This window comes from Pseudoblastomonas marina, from assembly GCF_034374265.1.
Classification (GTDB): domain Bacteria; phylum Pseudomonadota; class Alphaproteobacteria; order Sphingomonadales; family Sphingomonadaceae; genus Alteriqipengyuania_A; species Alteriqipengyuania_A marina.
This window is the reverse complement of sequence record NZ_CP139718.1, coordinates 2,340,419-2,357,161: the sequence shown is the minus strand read 5'-3', so window position 1 is coordinate 2,357,161 and position 16,743 is coordinate 2,340,419. Positions and strand designations below refer to the sequence as shown.

The following is a 16,743-nucleotide window of genomic DNA, read 5'->3' as shown; positions in this document are numbered from 1 at the left end:
CGCCGCGTGAAGGGCTGACACGGCGCACGCTTTGCGGCAGGACCCGGGGATGGACGGACATTATCCCGCAATCCGGCTTCGCCGCACCCGCGCCAGCGCCTGGAGCCGCGCGATGGTGCGCGAAACCGCGCTTACCCCCGCCGACCTGATCTGGCCGCTCTTCGTCACCGATGGCGAGGGCGTCGAGGAACCGATCGGCACGCTTCCGGGCGTGTCGCGCTGGTCGGTCGACAATATCGTCGTCCGTGCCAGGGAAGCGATCGACCTCGGCATTCCGTGCCTCGCGCTATTTCCCAACACGCCGGGCGACATGCGCGACGCGACCGGCAGCCATGCGCTCGATTCCGACAATCTGATGTGCCGCGCGATCGCTGCGATCAAGCAGGCCTGCGGCGACGAGATCGGCGTTCTCACCGACGTCGCGCTCGATCCCTACACCGATCACGGACAGGACGGGCTGGTCGACGACGGCGGATATGTCCTCAACGACGAAACGGTCGAAGTGTTGGTCGGACAGGCGCTCAACCAAGCGGCGGCGGGGGCCGACATCATTGCCCCGTCGGACATGATGGACGGGCGGATCGGTGCGATTCGCAACGCGCTCGAGGGCGAGGGCCACGCCAACGTCCAGATCATGAGCTACGCGGCGAAATACGCCTCGGCCTTCTACGGCCCGTTCCGCGACGCGGTCGGCTCGCGCGGGTTGCTCAAGGGCGACAAGAAGACCTACCAGATGGATCCGGCCAATGGCGACGAGGCGCTGCGCGAAGTCGCGCTTGACCTCGCCGAAGGCGCGGACAGCGTGATGGTAAAGCCGGGCCTGCCCTATCTCGACGTGGTGCGCGCGGTGAAGGAAAGCTTCGGTGTGCCGACCTTCGCCTACCAGGTGAGCGGCGAATACGCGATGATCGAGGCGGCTGCCGCCGTCGGTGCGGGCGATCGCGATGCGCTGGTGCTCGAGACGCTCATGGCGTTCAAACGCGCCGGAGCGAACGGCGTCCTGACCTATCACGCGGCGCATGCGGCGCGGCTGCTGCATGGCTGAGTTCCGGGTCGAGACCGAGCGGCTCGTCCTGCGCGACTGGCGCGACGAGGACTGGGACGCTTTCTTCGAGCACACCAATACCCCGGCCGTGATGCAATGGCTCGGCGGCGTGTTCGACGACGAGTCGCGCGAGGCCCAGCGCGCGCGGGTGGAGAATTGCCGCGCGAGGAACGGATTTTGCTTCTGGCTGGTCGAGCGCAAGAGCGATGGTGGTCATCTCGCGGGCGAAATGCTCGGTTTTTGCGGGCTCAAGCGCGCGGACGCTCCAGGCAGCAGCGTCACCGGCGAGATCGAGATCGGCTGGCGCTTTCGCGAGGAATCGTGGGGGCGGGGTTACGCCAAGGAGGCCGCGATTGCGGCGCTCGATGCGGCCTTCAGCCGGTTCGATGCCGAGCGTGTCGTGTCGCTGACCGTAGAGGGCAACGCGCCGAGCTGGGGCCTGATGAAGCGTCTCGGCATGACGCGCCGCCCCGAACTCGACTATGCCGATGACCGGTTCGAACCGCCGTGGCGCGACATGATCCTCTACGACATCGCCCGCGATGAATGGCGCGAGGATCGCCCGCGATGAGTGCCGGGCGAACTACACGGCGCCTGCCGTTTCTGATCACCATCCTGGCCGGCAGCTTCCTGCTGTTCATGGTGCAGCCGATGGTCGCACGCCTCGCGCTGCCCGATCTAGGCGGCGCGCCCAATGTCTGGAACAGCGCGATGCTGGTCTACCAGGCGCTGCTGCTCGGCGGATACGCCTATGCGCACGTCATCGGGCGGCTGGCCTTCCGGACGCAGGTGATCGGGCACCTCGTGCTGCTCGGGCTTGCCGCCATGACGCTGCCGATTGCGCTCGCCAATATCGGCGAACAGGCCCAGGACATGGCGACCTTCTGGGTCCCGCTGCTGTTCTTGATGAGTATCGGCCCACTGTTTTTCGCGGTGTCGGCGCAGGCGCCGCTGATCCAGCGCTGGTTCGGTGCAGTGCCCGATGCGGACGATCCCTATCCGCTCTACGCAGCGTCCAATTTCGGCAGCTTCGCGGGACTGTTCGCCTATCCGCTGTTGCTCGAACCGTATTGGGCGGTCGAAACCCAGACCCTCGTCTGGGCGCTCGGCTACGGCGCGCTGATTGCACTGACGGCATGGACCGGCTGGTCGATGCTGCGCGCGCGTGGCGCCTCGGGAGAGCGTGCGGTCGCATCGGCGGCGGTTGCCAAGCCGACCAGCGAGAACCCGTCGACCCGCGCTATCCTCCTGTGGCTGGCGCTCGCCGCGGTGCCCTCGGGCCTGATGCTGTCGACGACCGCGCACCTCACCACCGATATCGTTGCGATGCCGCTGATCTGGGCGATCCCATTGGGGCTCTACCTGCTCAGCTTCACGATCGCCTTCGCCGACAATCGTCGCCTCGCCTTCATGTTCTGCCTGATTGCACCGTCGATCGTCATGCTGGTCGGCGGGTTATCGTTGACCGGAGCCAGCAATCTCCCGCTGATGGCGGGGCTCGCCTCGGTCGTGATGTTGTTCGTGGTCGCTGTAGCGCTCCATGCGCGGCTGTTCGAACTGCGCCCGGCGCCCGACCGGCTTACCTTCTTCTATCTCGTCATGTCCGCCGGGGGCGCGCTGGGCGGGGTGTTCGCCGCACTGGTCGCGCCGACGCTGTTCGACTGGGTGTGGGAGCATCCGATACTCGTCCTCGCCGCGGCGGCGCTGCTGCCGCCGCTCGCCTGGTTTGACTGGCCGCGCGGCCGCGGCTTCGACGCCCGGCAGAAGAGGAGGGTCGGGCTGTTCATACTCCTGATCGCGGCGATCGCCGGGGCGGTGCTGTTCCGGCTCGACCCCAATCAGGACCAGCTGCTGCGCGCGTTGCTCTACAGCCTGATCGCGCTGTGCGGGGTGCTGCTTGCCTTCGATCGCCGCTTCTTCACCGCCACGCTCGCGATCGTGATGCTGTCGATGGGTGGGGTTCCGTCGATCGAGACGAGCCTGTCGGGCGCGCGCGACCGTTCCTATTTCGGGGTCTATACAGTGCGCAGCGACGGGGTGCAGCGCACGCTGGCCCACGGCACCACCCTCCACGGCGCGCAAATGGCAACGCCCGCCAGGCGCAAGGAGCCCACGACCTATTACGGCGAGACCTCGGGCATCGGTCTCGCGCTGCGCGCGGCTGCGCCCGATGCGCGGGTCGGCGTGGTCGGGCTCGGGGTAGGAACGCTCGCCTGTTACCGACGCCCGGGCCAGCGCTGGACCTTCTTCGAGATCGACCCGCTGGTCGTCGATTATTCGCGCGAGGGCATCTTCACCTATGTCCGCGAATGTGCGCCCGCGGCGGACATGGTGGTCGGCGATGCGCGCGTCCGCCTCGCGGAAGGAGCTGCCGACCGCTACGACCTGCTCGCGGTCGATGCATTCTCGTCCGACTCGATCCCGCTCCACCTGCTCACCACCGAAGCAATGGCGACCTATCGACGCAGCCTCGCCCCGGGCGGGGTGCTGCTGGTCCATATTTCGAACCGCTATATCGACCTCGAACCCTCGCTTGCCGCGCTCGCCGATGCGAGCGGGATGGCTGCGATGATCCGGCGCGACAATCCCGAGGGAGGCTGGCCGCTGACCTCGTCGTGGTGGGTTGCGCTGGCCGAGGACCAGGCGACTCTCGAGACCTTGTCCCGCTCGACCGAGCAGCCGTGGTACCGGCTGCGCAATGACGGGCGCGAGGCATGGACCGATTCGCATGCCTCGATCCTGCCCTATATCGAATGGGGCGAAGTCTTTTCCGCCAAATAGGAGGTACGCCATGGACGGCGTTTCGATCATTCCCATCCACGGCAAGACCCCGCGTATCCACGACAGCGCCTTCATCGCGCCCGGTTGCCGGATCATCGGCGATATCGAGATCGGGGCAGACAGCTCGATCTGGTACAATTGCGTGCTGCGCGCCGATGTCAGCCGGATCGTGATCGGCGAGCGGACCAACGTGCAGGACGGCAGCGTGCTCCATTGCGACCCGCCCAAGCCCGGCGACCCCGACGGTTCGCCGCTGATCATCGGCGATGACGTGCTGATCGGCCACATGGCGATGGTGCATGGCTGTACGATCGAGGATCGCGGCTTCGTCGGCCTAGGCGCGATCGCGATGAACAAGGCGGTGATTGGTTCGGACGCGATGCTCGCGGCGGGCGCGATGCTGCTGGAAAACAAGGTGATGGGCGCGCGCGAGCTGTGGGCCGGCCGCCCGGCGAAGAAACTGCGCGACCTGCCCGATGCCGCCATCGCCGGCATGCGCGCGGGCGTGGTGCACTATGCCGAGAATGCGCGGCACCATAAGGCCGCCATCTCGGATCTCGACGACTAGTCCCTGATCAACGCCCTGAGCGCCTCGATCCGGTCGGCCTCGTGCGCCGGCTTGTCCCAGCGGATGCGGTGGATGCGGGGAAAGCGCATCGCGAGGCCCGATTTGTGGCGCTTGCTTTCGTGCACGCTGTCGAAGGCGACTTCGAACACCAGTGACTTGTCGGTTTCGCGCACGGGGCCGAAACGGTTGACCGTGTTGCTGCGGACGTGCCGGTCGAGCTTCTTCAGCTCCTCGTCGGTGAAGCCCGAATAGGCCTTGCCGACCGGGAGCAGGTCCGCGCCCTCGTCGGGATCGCCGTCCCAGCAGCCGAACGTGTAGTCGGAAAAGAACGAGCTGCGCCGGCCGCTGCCGCGCTGGGCATACATCAGCACGCAATCGACCAGCAGCGGGTCGCGCTTCCACTTGTACCAAAGCCCGGTCCTGCGCCCCGCGACATAGGGCGCGTCACGGCGCTTGAGCATCAGCCCCTCGATCGCATCGTCGCGGCTGCGTTCGCGGATCTCGGCGAGGTGCTCGAAATCGCGTGCCTCGACCAGCGCCGACAGGTCGAAATGCGAATCGGGCAGGTGGGACATCAGACCCTCGAGCCGCTTGCGCCGCTTCTCCCACACCAACTCTCGTAGATCCTCGCCTTCGAGGATCAGCACGTCGTAGAGCCGCACGAACGCCGGGGCCTCGCGCAGCATCTTCTTGCTCACGGTCTTACGACCGAGCCGCTGCTGGAGCGCGTTGAAACTGGCCGCGCCACCCTCTTCTCCTCCCTGCGTCGCGCCGCGTACGAGCAATTCGCCGTCAAGCACTGCATTGATCGGGAGCGCGTCGAGCAATTCGGGGAAGGTGGCGGAGATATCGTCGCCCGAGCGCGAATAGAGCTTGGTCTGCTCCTCGCCCTCGTGGCCGGCGCGGACCAGCTGGACCCGGATCCCATCCCACTTCCATTCGGCCGCGTAATCCTCGAGCGAAACCTCCGTTTCCTCGAGCGGATGGGCCAGCATGAACGGGCGGAAGGTGGGCAGGTTCTCGATATCGGGGGGGTCTTCGCCCTCCGCCGCCCAGGCGAACAGTTCGGAGAAGGGCGGCTCGAGCCCGTGCCAGTATTCCTCGACATCGTCGATCGAGACCTCGAACGCCTGCGCGAAGGCGGTCTTGGCGAGGCGCGAGGAGACGCCGACGCGCATCCCGCCGGTTGCCAGCTTGAGCAGGGCGTAACGCCCGTTCACGTCGAGCGCGTCGAGCAGCTTCGGCAGTTCGGTCGCTACCGTGCCGCGGGTCATGGCAGAAAGCCGCTCGACCACATCGCTAACCGAGAGCGACGTCGTGACGTCGGAGGGCGCGTCGACCTGACCGGTTTCCCACAACAGGCTCGCCGTCTCGGCGGTGTCGCCGACGAAATCGCGGCTCAGCGTCCACAGCACCGGATCGATTCGCTCCTTGAGCAGGTTGCGGATGGTCGAGCTCTTTACCGCAGGGAAGTCGAGCTCGTTGGTCAGCGACGCCAGCGCCCAGCCGCGGTCTGGATCGGGCGTGGCGCGCAGATATTCGGCGATCAGCCGCAATTTCTCGTTGCGGCTGCGCGTGTAGATCAGCGCATCGATCAGGGCGGCGAACTCATCCATCCCTAATCATCCTCGTCCTCGTAGCCGACCAGCGCCAGAGCCCGTGCGCGGCGCTGGTGGAGCTGGCACCAACGCAGCAGCGCATCCTCGCGGCCATGGGTGATCCAGGTCTCCTGCGCGTCGACCTCCTCGATCGTGCGGGTCAGCTCGCCCCAATCGGCATGGTCCGAAATCACCAGCGGCAGCTCGACATTGCGCTGGCGGGCGCGCTGGCGCACGCGCATCCAGCCCGATGCCATCGCGGTGATCGGATCGGGCAGGCGACGGCTCCAGCGGTCGTTGAGCGCCGAGGGCGGGCATACCACCACGTGGCCGCGCATATCGTTCTTCTGGTGTTCGGAGACGAGCCGCAGCTCGCCCAGTTCGACGCCGTGTTCCTCGTAGAGCCGGCACATCTTCTCCATCGCGCCGTGGAGGTAGATCGGCTGCGTATGCCCCGCCGCGCGCAATTCGGCGATCACCCGCTGCGCCTTGCCCAGCGCATACGCGCCGACCAGCACGCAGGAATCGGGATGCGCCTCGAGCCGTCCGAGCAGCTTTCCCATCTCCTCCTCGATCGGAGGGTGGGTGAAGAGCGGCAGGCCGAAGGTCGCCTCGGTAATGAAGACGTCGCAGGGGGTGACTTCGAAGGGCGGACATGTCGGATCGGCGCGGCGCTTGTAATCGCCGGTGCAGACGATCCGCTCGCCCGCATGTTCGAGCAGGATCTGTGCGCTTCCGAGCACGTGGCCGGCGGGAATGTAAGTCGCATCGACGCCGCCGGGTAGGCGGATCGTCTCGCCATATTCGACCGGGGTCGCCCGAGTGGGCAACTCGCCCTTCTCGTCCTCGACGCCGGTGCGATAGCGCAGCGCCATGATCGCCAGCGTCTCGGGAGTGGCGATCGTCTCGCCATGGCCGCCGCGGGCATGATCGGCGTGGCCGTGGGTCACGAGTGCGCGCCCGACCGGGCGACCGGGATCGATCCACGCGTCGGCGGGCACCACGTGGATGCCCCAGGGTTCGGGCCGGATCCAGGAAAAGGGTGCGCTCACAGCCAGATAAGCGGTGCGGCGCGCGAAGGGTTCCTAACGCGGTGCCGGCGATGGCGCAGGCGGCGGCAATGCACGCAGGATCCTGCTTTCCGGATCGAGCGTATAAGGTGCGTCCTCGCTGCCCAGGTCGATGCGCGCGCGGTTGTCCGTGAAACGCGCGACCCGCACCTCGCCCCCCGCCGCGACCTCGATCGGCATCGGGAAGGCCAGGCCGCCCGGCACGGTCCATTCGAGATCGAGAAATTGGCCGTTTCGCGTCGCCGAGAGCCGAGGCAGCGCGGGCTGGCGCAGGTAGGCCTCGAAGAACCAGCCGAGCTCGCACCCGCTCTCTTGCTCGAGGATGGTGAGGAATTCGTCGGTGTCGCGGAGCAGCGGGGCGATTCCGCCGGGCTGCGGATCGGGCGTAGCGTAGACGAGTCGCGTCAGGCTGGCGAAAAACGCCTCGTCACCGATCAGCCCGCGTAACGTATGAAGGACCCAGCTGCCCTTGAAATAGATGTCGGTGCCCCAGCCGCCGCCGCCGAGATAGGCACCGTCGTCGATCGCATCGCGCGGCGCGACCGCAACACGGCTGGCAATCCGAGCGTGGTATTCGACGAGCTTGGAGCGATACGCGTCCTCTCCGGCGATATCCCGCAGGTAGAGCGCCTCCATATAACTCGCCATCGCCTCGTTGAGCCACATGTCGGCAGGCGCGCGGTTGGTCATCTGGTTGGCGAACCATTCGTGCGCGAATTCGTGGAACAGGAGCCAGTCGTATGGCTCGTCCGTGACCCTGAATTCATTGCCGTAGGCGTTGATCGTCTGGTGCTCCATGCCGAGATGCGGCGTCTGCGCGATGCCGGCCTTCTCGTCGGCGAAGGGGTAGGGGCCGATCCGGCGCTCGAACCAGTCGAGATATTTCGCCAGCTCGTCGAGCAGCCGCGCGGCGGGCGCGCCGTCGCCGGGGAGGTGATAGAAGACGAGCGGTACGTCCTGGCCCGAGGGAGCACGGTGCGTGCGTTCGATCAGTTTGTAGGGCGCGATGTTGAGCGCGATCGCGTAGGTATTGGGCTGGCGCGCGGACCAGCGATAGCCGCGCCAATCGCCCGCGACGACGGTGTCGACCAGGCTGCCGTTTCCCGCCGCGTAGAGGTTTGATGCTTCGGGCACCCAGATCGTGCTCTCGACGCGGCCGATCTCCTTCGCAGCGTTGTCGATGCAGGGGAACAGCAGGTCGCAACCTTCGCCCTGGATTGCGGTCGCGATCCACGGCTCGCCGCCCGGCGTCTGGGTCCACACGAAGCCGCCGTCCCACGGCGCGTTGGGTGCAATGCGCGGCTGGCCTTCGTATTCGATCGTGACGTCAAGCCGTCCATTGGCGCCCCGGCTGACCTCGATCGGGATCGAGAGCAATCCATCGGCATGCCGATAGCCCTCGGCGGGCAGCTCGATCTTGCCGAGCGCGACGCGGGTGACGCGAAAGAGTCCGTCGAGCTCGAGCTCGACCACGTCCGCCTCCCCTTCGATCGCGAGGCTATAGGCGGCCTTGCCGCGGATGCTTTGGGTAGCGGGATCGACCCAGATATCTAGCCACAGATGCTGCGGGTCGATCGCCTGCTGGTCCTCGGTCAGCGGAAGACCCGAGACCAGACTGCGCCGCTCGCCGAAATCCTGCGCCGAAAGCGGGCTGGCAAGCAGCGCGCCCAATGCGGCGAAACACAGCGCGAACCTCATGCAACCCTCCCTGTAGAAACGGGCGGGTGCATTGCTGCACCCACCCGCTTCTCATTCAATCGCCAATCCCTGTCAGCCTTCGTCGCCAGACGCGTCCTCGGCTTTTTCCGCGCCGCCCGATTTGGGCTTCTTCGCGGCCGGCTTTGCCTTTTTCTTCTTCGGCGCAGGCTTGGGTGCGGCAGAGGTGATGGCGAAATGCAGCTTGTCGTCCTTCACCCCGACATCGACCTCGCCGCCATTGGCAAGCTTGCCGAACAACAGCTCCTCGGCGAGCGGCTGCTTGACCTTCTCCTGGATCAGGCGTGCCATCGGGCGCGCGCCGTAGAGCTTGTCGTAGCCGCGCTTGCCGAGCCATGCCTTGGCATCGTCGTCGAGCTGGATGTGGACGTTCTGGTCGGCCAGCTGCAGTTCGAGCTGGATGACGAACTTGTCGACCACGCGCGCGACGGTGTCCTTGCCGAGATAGGTGAACGGCACGATCGCATCGAGGCGGTTGCGGAATTCGGGGGTGAACATCTTCTTCACCGCCTCCTCGCTCGCATCTTCCTTCGACACGTCGCCGAAGCCGATCCCCTGGCTCGCCATGTCGGCCGCGCCGGCATTGGTGGTCATGATCAGCACCACGTTACGGAAATCGACTGTCTTGCCGTGATGGTCGGTCAGTCGGCCGTTATCCATCACCTGCAGCAGGATGTTGAACAGGTCCGGATGGGCCTTCTCGATCTCGTCGAGCAGCAGGACGCAATGCGGGTTCTGGTCGATCGCATCGGTCAGCAACCCGCCCTGGTCGTAACCGACATAGCCCGGCGGCGCGCCGATCAGGCGCGAAACGCTGTGGCGCTCCATGTATTCGGACATGTCGAAGCGCTTCAGTTCGATCCCCATGATCGAGGCGAGCTGGCGCGCGACCTCGGTCTTGCCGACCCCGGTCGGGCCGGAAAACAGGAACGAGCCGATCGGCTTGTCCGGGTCGCGCAATCCGGCGCGCGACAGCTTCATCGCGACCGACAGTTTCTCGACCGCACGGTCCTGCCCGAATACGACGTGCTTCAAGTCGCGCTCGAGGTTTTCGAGCGCCTTCTTGTCGTCGGCCGATACCGATTTCGGGGGGATCCGCGCCATCGTCGCCACGACCGACTCGATTTCCTTGGCGGTGATCTTCTTCTTGCGACGGCTAGGCGGGACCAGCATCTGCATCGCGCCAACCTCGTCGACCACGTCGATCGCCTTGTCGGGCAGCTTGCGGTCGTTGATGTAGCGCGCCGAGAGCTCGACCGCGGTCTTGAGCGCATCGGGCGTGTACTTGACCTTGTGGTGCTCCTCGAACGCGCTCTTGAGCCCCTTGAGGATCTTGATCGTGTCCTCGATCGTCGGCTCGTTGACGTCGATCTTCTGGAACCGGCGCAGCAGCGCGCGGTCCTTCTCGAAGTGGTTGCGGAATTCCTTGTAGGTCGTCGAACCGATGCAGCGGATCGCGCCGCTCGACAGTGCCGGCTTGAGCAGGTTCGAGGCATCCATCGCCCCGCCGCTGGTCGCACCCGCGCCGATCACCGTGTGAATTTCGTCGATGAACAGGATCGCTTCGGGCATGCCCTCGAGCTCGGTCACGACCTGCTTGAGTCGCTCCTCGAAATCGCCGCGATAACGTGTACCCGCGAGCAGCGCGCCCATGTCGAGCGAATAGATCACCGCGTCCTGCAGGACCTCGGGCACGTCGCCTTCGACGATCTTGCGCGCCAGGCCCTCGGCGATGGCGGTCTTGCCGACGCCCGGATCGCCGACATAGAGCGGGTTGTTCTTCGACCGGCGGCAGAGAATCTGGACGGTGCGATCGACCTCCGGCCCGCGCCCGATCAGCGGGTCGATCTTCCCGTCTTCGGCGCGCTGGTTGAGATTGACCGTGAACTGGTCGAGGGCGCTTTCCTTCTTGTCCTTGCCGGCCTTGTCCTCGACCTGCGCGGCATCGCCCTCGGCGCCCTGCGGCGGCGCGATATCGGCACGCTTGCCGTTCTTGCCGATGCCGTGGCTGATGAAGCTGACCGCGTCGAGCCTGCTCATGTCCTGCTGCTGGAGGAAATAGACCGCGTAGGAATCGCGTTCGGAGAACAGCGCGACGAGAACGTTGGCGCCAGTCACCGTATCCTTGCCCGAGGATTGCACGTGGAGGATCGCGCGCTGGATGACGCGCTGGAAGCCCGCCGTCGGCTGCGGATCGACGGCATCGTCGACCTTCAGCGATTGGTATTCCTCGTCGATATATTGCGTCACCGCCGCGCCGAGCTCGTCGAGATCGACCCCGCAGGCACCCATTACCTGCGCCGCGTCCTCATCCTGCACCAGCGCAAGGAGGAGGTGTTCGAGTGTCGCATACTCGTGGTTGCGCTCGCCGGCATGCGACAGCGCATTGTGCAGTGTTTTCTCGAGGCTTTGGGCAAAACTCGGCATTGGTCACCTGGATTGCGGGCGAATGATCCGTCTGGATGGGGCCCGATGGGATTGTCTCTCTAGCAGGTCTTTATTGACCGCAAGTTGAATGAATTGAAATAAGGCTGCGCGCTTCACGTGGCGGGCTTGCCGAAAAGTGCGTCCGCCGCGGCGCGGTGGGCGGTGGATTTGTCGCGATGCGCCCTGACCCGTTCGATTTCGGCTTCGAGCAGGGCGATGCGCGCCTGAAGCTCGGCCACCGAATAGGGGTCGAGGCTCTCCTTCGAAAGGGCCTCTGCCGCGTCTCCGCGCGGGCGGGGGCGATCGTCTTCGTCCATCGAACTGGAATGTCGTGACTGCCCGCCTTGCTGTCAATCCCGCGAGGAGGTAGCCCCTGCATCGAACGGCCAGCCATGGATTTCATGCCACAGGACGGATGATGAGCGATTTGCCCCATAAGATGCGCGCGATAACCTTCGACACGCCCGGCGATCCCGACGTCATGACGGCGGCCGAGATCGAGGTCCCCGAAGCACGCCCCGGCGAAGTGCTGGTCAAGGTCAGCCATGCCGGGGTCAACCGGCCCGACGTGGTGCAGCGTCGCGGGCTCTATCCTCCGCCTCCCGGCGCCTCGCCGATCCTCGGGCTCGAGGTGTCGGGATCGATCGCCGTGCTGGGCGAGGGAGTGACGCGGTGGCTTCCGGGGCAGAAGATCTGCGCGCTGGTCCCCGGCGGCGGCTATGCCGAATATGTCCGCGTCGATGCGCGCCATTGCTTACCGGTCCCCGAAGGGGTGACGATGGAGCAGGCGGCAGCGCTGCCAGAGACGATGTTCACCGTGTGGCACAACGTCTTCCAGCGCGGGATGGCGCGCGAGGGCGAGACGATCCTCGTCCATGGCGGGACCAGCGGGATCGGCACCACCGCGATCCAGCTTTGCAAGGCGTTCGGGATGACCGTCATCGTGACTTGCGGCAGCGATGCGAAGTGCGAGGCGGCGCGCAATATCGGAGCGAATCACGCGGTAAACTACAAGGGCACCGATTTTGTCGAGGCGGTGAAGGAAATCACCGGCGGGCAGGGTGTCGAGCTCGTGCTCGACATGGTCGCTGGGGACTATGTCGCGCGCAACATGCAGTGCCTCGCGCCCGATGGTCGACACGTAACGATCGCGATCCAGGGCGGCGCCAAGGCCGAGATCAACATGGCCGCGCTGATGATGAACCGCTTCACGCTGACAGGATCGACGCTGCGTCCGCGCTCGGACGATTTCAAGGCGCTGCTGGCGCAGGATATCGCCGAGAATGCCTGGCCGATGGTCGGTGACGGCACGTTCCGTCCGATCATGGACGAAATCTTCCCGCTCGAAGAGGCCTCGGCCGCGCATGCCCGGATGGAAGCGGGCGACCATATCGGCAAGATCGTGCTCGCCGTGGCCAAGGGCTAGGCCGTCGCCGAACCGTCACAAAATCGTGAATCAGCTGTAACACAGGCTCACTAGGGCAGTGCAAACCGCTGACGGGGCTTGCCATGCTCAAACGCTTCGGACGGTCGAACGACACCGCCGACACGATTGCCGACATTGCCAATTTCGCCGGTCGCGCCGGGCCCGGACCCGCGACGCCCGAGCCGAGGGGCAATGAGCGCCGGCAATTCCGCACGATTTGGATCTCGGACGTTCATCTCGGCACCAAGGGCTGCAATGCCGAGCTGCTGATCGACTTCCTCGACCATACCGACAGCGAGACGATCTACCTGGTTGGGGACATCATCGACGGGTGGCGACTGAAGAAGAAATTCTATTGGCCGACCGAACACAACGACATCGTCTGGCGGATCATGAAGCGCGCCAGGCGCGGCACCCGCGTGGTCTACATCCCCGGTAATCACGACGAGATGTTCCGCCAGTTCACCGGGCTGAATTTCGGCGGGGTCGAGATTCGCCGCGCGGCATTCCACGATACCGCCGACGGGCGCCGCCTGATGGTGCTGCACGGCGACGAATTCGACACGGTGATGCTCGCCCATCGCTGGCTCGCCTTCGTTGGCGACGCGGCCTACCACCTGATGATGAAGCTCAATGGCTGGGTGGCGAGGGCGCGCCAGCTGTTCGGCCTGCCCTATTGGTCGATCTCCAAGGCCGCCAAGCACAAGGTCAAGAACGCGGTCGAATTCATCGGTCGGTTCGAGGAAGTGGTCGCGCGGGCTGCCGCGCAGCGCGGGGTCGACGGGGTGGTCTGCGGCCATATCCACACCGCCGAGCACCGGGTGTTCGCCTTCAACCGGCAGGACATCGAATACTGGAACGACGGCGACTGGGTCGAAGGGTGCAATGCACTGGTCGAACATGCCGACGGACGGATGGAAATCCTCGACTGGCCGGCAGAGATCGCCAAGCGCGAAGTGGCGACGGACAAGGAGCTGGCCGATGCGGCCTGAGACCGGCCCGGCGCGGATCGCCCTCGTTACCGATGCGTGGGAGCCGCAGATGAACGGCGTGGTGCGGACGCTGACCACGACGGTCGCGATCCTGCGCGGCTGGGGGCACGAGGTGCTGGTGATCTCGCCCGACGGCTATCGCTCGTTTCCGTGCCCGACCTACTCCGAAATCCGGCTCGCAATGGCCTCGCGGTTCGGCGTCGGTCGCCGGCTCGAGGCGTTCGCGCCCGATGCAGTCCACATCGCGACCGAAGGCCCGCTAGGCCTTGCCGCGCGCCGCCATTGCCTTGCTCGCGGGCAGGCCTTCACGACCGCCTATCACACCCAGTTTCCCGACTATCTCGCCCGCCGCACGCACCTGCCGGCGGCAACCTTCTGGCCGTATATTCGGCGCTTCCACCGTCCTTCGGCGGGGATCATGGTGGCGACCGAGAGCATCGGGCGGACGCTGCGCGACCAAGGCCTGTCGCAATTGCGATCGTGGAGCCGGGGGGTGGACCTCGCCCAGTTCTCGCCCGACATCCCGGCCCCTGGATTGTTCGCCGAACTGCCACGCCCGATCCAGCTCTATGTCGGCCGGGTCTCGGCCGAAAAAAACATTGCGGCGTTCCTCGAGAGCCGACACCCTGGCGCGAAGGTGGTCGTCGGCGATGGCCCGGCGCTCGACGGCCTGCGCGCCCGCTACCGCCAGGCCCATTTCGTCGGGCGTAAGTCGGGCCGCGAGTTGGCCGCTTATTATGTCGGGGCAGATGTGTTCGTGTTTCCCAGCCGCACCGACACGTTCGGGCTTGTCATGATCGAGGCGCTCGCCTGCGGCACGCCGGTGGCGGGTTACCCGGTTACAGGCCCGGTCGATATCCTCACCCCCGCAGCGGGCGCGATGGACGATGACCTGAACACCGCGATCGCCGCAGCGCTGGCGTGCGATCAGGCCGATTGCGTGGCGCTCGGTCGCTCATACAGCTGGGAATCAAGCGCCCGGCAGTTCCTCGGTGCACTGGTGGACGGCCCACAACAGGCCTGCACGGCCGCCTGAATCGGAACGGCGGCTGCTAGAGCTTCAGCGTACGTTCGACGCGGCGGAGCTCGTGCCGCGCCATGCCGAGCGTGGCATGGTCGCTGTCGACGACGAGGCAGAGGAACAAGCCGTCGCTCGCCGATAGAGGGCGCAGCAGGTGATATTGCGCGGGAAGGGTGATCATGATGTCCTCGACCCGAGGATCGAGTCCGAGCGCTCGCAATGCCTTGTACTTGGCGCGCAGCACCTCCGTATTCCCGGCCACCGCGATATCGAGGTCGATTTCGTCCGCCCCCCCCGCGCTGGCGAGCGGCATGCCGCTGTCGAGCTCGACCAGCGCCGCCGCAATCGCGCCGTCGATCGCGAGCAATTGGTCGAGCGCAGACGCTATGACGGCACTTTGCGAAGAGGGGGTGGCGGGCGGCGGGGCGCTGTCGGGCTCCGCGTCGGGCAGCGGATCGAGGGCCTGGCGCTTGCGCGTTTTCGCCCGGGCCGGGTTCTTCGGCTCCACCGCACGTTCGGGCGGAGGATCGATCACCTCGTCGGCGACCGGCTCGTCGGGAGCGCGCCGCATCTTCGCGATGACCGAGCGCCAGCCCTCCTTCGGCATGGCGCCCTGGTCGGGCGAATCCTCCGGCTCTTCGAGCGCCTTTATAACGGGAGCCCCGGAATCCGCGTCTGGAAGGTCCGTCTCGTCCTCGACCATCGAATAATCGACCACGCCGAGCACTGCGTCGATCCGTTCGCCATCGCTCGCACAGGGAAGCGCGATGGCGCGATAACCGATCGCCGATCCGTCCTCGTTGACGAATTCAGCCTCGAAGCCGACCGCAGTGCGGTTCGCCACCGCCTCGAGGTAATGCTCGGTGATCCGCGAAAGGACCGAGCGCGCCGGCACTTCGTCGATGTTCTGCGGGAGCAAGCCGTCGAGCCCAAGCCAGAGCTGGGTGCCGATATGCGAGATGGACGGTGTCGAGTCGTCGCGCTTGAGCTTGATCAGGACCGAATGGTCGACGAAGTTGCAATCCTCGTGGCTGAGCAATTCCTGCTGCGACGGCACGTGGCCGTCCTCGTGGCAGCGCATCCACAGCTCGTAAGCCTTGAGATCGAGGCGCTCGCCCGGCGATGCGGCGGGGTCGTTCCCGAAATCATGGCTGGGGGCGTTCACGGAATTCCTCGGTCTCACGGTTCCAGCCAGCCGTAATCGGGCATGGCTAAGAAAGGGTGAAAATGGCCCCTTCGGTGGCGCGAACGGCAAAACCCTTGCCCGACCGACGCGATAGGCCTATCTCGGGTGCCAAGCGGCCGCTCCGGTAAGGGGCGGCCCGTTTTATTTAGACTCTCGCAAACTGCGCCCCGCGCGCCGGAGAAACCAAGTGTCCGCTCCCACCCCCCTGATGCCCCACGCGACTGCCAGCTGGCTGGTTGACAACACCTCGCTGTCCTTCGAGCAGATCGCCGATTTCTGCGGCCTCCACATCCTCGAAGTCCAGGCGATGGCGGATGACCTTGCGAGCAGCAAGTATACCGGGCGTGACCCGGTTCGCGCGGGCGAACTGACCAACGAGGAAATCGAGAAGGGCGCCGCCGACCCCGAATACCGTCTCCAGATGCAGAAGCAGCCCGTCGCCGTCGCGCGCACCAAGGGCCCGCGCTATACGCCGGTGTCGAAGCGCCAGGACAAGCCCGACGGCATTGCCTGGTTGCTGCGCAACCACCCGGAGATCTCCGACGCGCAGATCGGCAAGCTGATCGGCACCACGCGCAACACGATCGGCGCGATTCGCGAGCGGACCCACTGGAACATTCAGAACATCCAGCCGAAGGACCCGGTGACGCTGGGCCTGTGTTCGCAGCGCGAACTCGATGCGGTGGTCGCCAAGGCCGCCAAGAAGGCCGGCCTCGAAGACGCCTCGGGCGACGATGAAAAGCTGGGCGGCGATCGCGAGAAGCTGATCGCCGAGCTGAAGCAGGAACGCGAGGAGGCCGCCAAGGCCGCGGTCGAAGCCGCGCAGGAAGCCGAGGCCGAAGCCTGGTTGCAGGCGCGCAAGGACGCCGAGAGCACGGGCGAGGGCACCGAAGCCTCCGACTGAGCACTCGGG

At 65.9% G+C, this 16,743-nt stretch carries 14 protein-coding genes; 8 read left to right on the top strand and 6 right to left on the bottom strand.

Features of this window, described 5'->3' with window-relative positions; all coding sequences use genetic code 11:
• Nucleotides 1-49 precede the first annotated feature (49 nt).
• The 4 genes from hemB to T8S45_RS11670 are packed head-to-tail and all read left to right on the top strand — an operon-like array spanning nt 50 to nt 4,394.
• A complete protein-coding gene (gene hemB / locus T8S45_RS11685) occupies nt 50-1,045 on the top strand; it encodes a porphobilinogen synthase (protein WP_322293864.1) in 996 nt (331 codons plus the stop codon).
• Complete coding sequence (locus tag T8S45_RS11680) at nt 1,038-1,616, top strand: GNAT family N-acetyltransferase (protein WP_322293863.1); 579 nt, start codon at nt 1,038-1,040, stop codon at nt 1,614-1,616. Before hemB ends, T8S45_RS11680 begins: the two co-directional genes overlap by 8 nt.
• On the top strand, nt 1,613-3,826 hold the full coding sequence (locus T8S45_RS11675) for a spermidine synthase (protein WP_322293862.1): 2,214 nt from the start codon (nt 1,613-1,615) through the stop codon (nt 3,824-3,826). Before T8S45_RS11680 ends, T8S45_RS11675 begins: the two co-directional genes overlap by 4 nt.
• A 10-nt stretch (nt 3,827-3,836) precedes the next feature.
• A complete protein-coding gene (locus T8S45_RS11670; RefSeq protein ID WP_322293861.1) occupies nt 3,837-4,394 on the top strand; it encodes a gamma carbonic anhydrase family protein in 558 nt (185 codons plus the stop codon).
• Here the strand turns inward: T8S45_RS11670 and T8S45_RS11665 are convergent.
• The 5 genes from T8S45_RS11665 to T8S45_RS11645 all read right to left on the bottom strand — a co-directional run bounded on the left by T8S45_RS11665 (nt 4,391) and on the right by T8S45_RS11645 (nt 11,522).
• Entirely contained in the window at nt 4,391-6,010 is a 1,620-nt protein-coding gene (locus T8S45_RS11665) for a cisplatin damage response ATP-dependent DNA ligase (RefSeq protein WP_322293860.1), read from the bottom strand. The two genes, T8S45_RS11670 and T8S45_RS11665, sit on opposite strands and share 4 nt — an antisense overlap.
• Nucleotides 6,011-6,012: 2 nt before the next feature.
• On the bottom strand, nt 6,013-7,044 hold the full coding sequence (locus tag T8S45_RS11660; RefSeq protein ID WP_322293859.1) for a ligase-associated DNA damage response exonuclease: 1,032 nt from the start codon (nt 7,042-7,044) through the stop codon (nt 6,013-6,015).
• A gap of 33 nt (nt 7,045-7,077) precedes the next feature.
• Nucleotides 7,078-8,760, bottom strand: coding sequence for a M1 family metallopeptidase (locus tag T8S45_RS11655; protein ID WP_322293858.1), 1,683 nt, complete (start codon nt 8,758-8,760; stop codon nt 7,078-7,080).
• Nucleotides 8,761-8,832: 72 nt separating this feature from the next.
• A complete protein-coding gene (gene clpA, locus T8S45_RS11650) occupies nt 8,833-11,205 on the bottom strand; it encodes an ATP-dependent Clp protease ATP-binding subunit ClpA (RefSeq protein ID WP_322293857.1) in 2,373 nt (790 codons plus the stop codon).
• Nucleotides 11,206-11,318: 113 nt separating this feature from the next.
• Nucleotides 11,319-11,522: a DUF1192 domain-containing protein gene (locus T8S45_RS11645; RefSeq protein WP_188642889.1), complete on the bottom strand. Its 204-nt coding sequence runs from the start codon at nt 11,520-11,522 to the stop codon at nt 11,319-11,321.
• Between the two features lie 98 nt (nt 11,523-11,620).
• Here T8S45_RS11645 and T8S45_RS11640 point away from each other — a divergent pair, with 98 nt between their 5' ends.
• The 3 genes from T8S45_RS11640 (at nt 11,621) to T8S45_RS11630 (ending at nt 14,659) form a co-directional block, all read left to right on the top strand.
• Entirely contained in the window at nt 11,621-12,631 is a 1,011-nt protein-coding gene (locus T8S45_RS11640) for an NAD(P)H-quinone oxidoreductase (RefSeq protein WP_322293856.1), read from the top strand.
• Between the two features lie 83 nt (nt 12,632-12,714).
• Complete coding sequence (locus T8S45_RS11635) at nt 12,715-13,623, top strand: UDP-2,3-diacylglucosamine diphosphatase (protein WP_322293855.1); 909 nt, start codon at nt 12,715-12,717, stop codon at nt 13,621-13,623.
• Nucleotides 13,613-14,659, top strand: a complete 1,047-nt coding sequence (locus tag T8S45_RS11630; protein ID WP_322293854.1) for a glycosyltransferase family 4 protein — start codon at nt 13,613-13,615, stop codon at nt 14,657-14,659. The genes T8S45_RS11635 and T8S45_RS11630 overlap by 11 nt, the downstream gene beginning before the upstream one ends.
• A gap of 16 nt (nt 14,660-14,675) precedes the next feature.
• On the opposite strand, the gene T8S45_RS11625 is transcribed toward T8S45_RS11630, so the two are convergent.
• A complete protein-coding gene (locus T8S45_RS11625; RefSeq protein ID WP_322293853.1) occupies nt 14,676-15,809 on the bottom strand; it encodes a roadblock/LC7 domain-containing protein in 1,134 nt (377 codons plus the stop codon).
• A gap of 208 nt (nt 15,810-16,017) precedes the next feature.
• On the opposite strand from T8S45_RS11625, the gene T8S45_RS11620 reads away from it, so the two are divergent.
• A complete protein-coding gene (locus tag T8S45_RS11620) occupies nt 16,018-16,734 on the top strand; it encodes a DUF1013 domain-containing protein (protein WP_322293852.1) in 717 nt (238 codons plus the stop codon).
• Nucleotides 16,735-16,743: the final 9 nt, after the last annotated feature.

Bases quoted from the DNA above. Each gene is read 5' to 3' on its own strand.
- T8S45_RS11655 (WP_322293858.1), bottom strand. From the start codon at position 8,760: ATGAGGTTCGCGCTGTGTTTCGCCGCATTGGGCGCGCTGCTTGCCAGC.
- T8S45_RS11675 (WP_322293862.1), top strand. From the start codon at position 1,613: ATGAGTGCCGGGCGAACTACACGGCGCCTGCCGTTTCTGATCACCATC.
- T8S45_RS11630 (WP_322293854.1), top strand. From the start codon at position 13,613: ATGCGGCCTGAGACCGGCCCGGCGCGGATCGCCCTCGTTACCGATGCG.
- hemB (WP_322293864.1), top strand. From the start codon at position 50: ATGGACGGACATTATCCCGCAATCCGGCTTCGCCGCACCCGCGCCAGC.
- T8S45_RS11645 (WP_188642889.1), bottom strand. From the start codon at position 11,522: ATGGACGAAGACGATCGCCCCCGCCCGCGCGGAGACGCGGCAGAGGCC.
- T8S45_RS11640 (WP_322293856.1), top strand. From the start codon at position 11,621: ATGATGAGCGATTTGCCCCATAAGATGCGCGCGATAACCTTCGACACG.
- T8S45_RS11680 (WP_322293863.1), top strand. From the start codon at position 1,038: ATGGCTGAGTTCCGGGTCGAGACCGAGCGGCTCGTCCTGCGCGACTGG.
- T8S45_RS11670 (WP_322293861.1), top strand. From the start codon at position 3,837: ATGGACGGCGTTTCGATCATTCCCATCCACGGCAAGACCCCGCGTATC.
- T8S45_RS11635 (WP_322293855.1), top strand. From the start codon at position 12,715: ATGCTCAAACGCTTCGGACGGTCGAACGACACCGCCGACACGATTGCC.
- clpA (WP_322293857.1), bottom strand. From the start codon at position 11,205: ATGCCGAGTTTTGCCCAAAGCCTCGAGAAAACACTGCACAATGCGCTG.
- T8S45_RS11665 (WP_322293860.1), bottom strand. From the start codon at position 6,010: ATGGATGAGTTCGCCGCCCTGATCGATGCGCTGATCTACACGCGCAGC.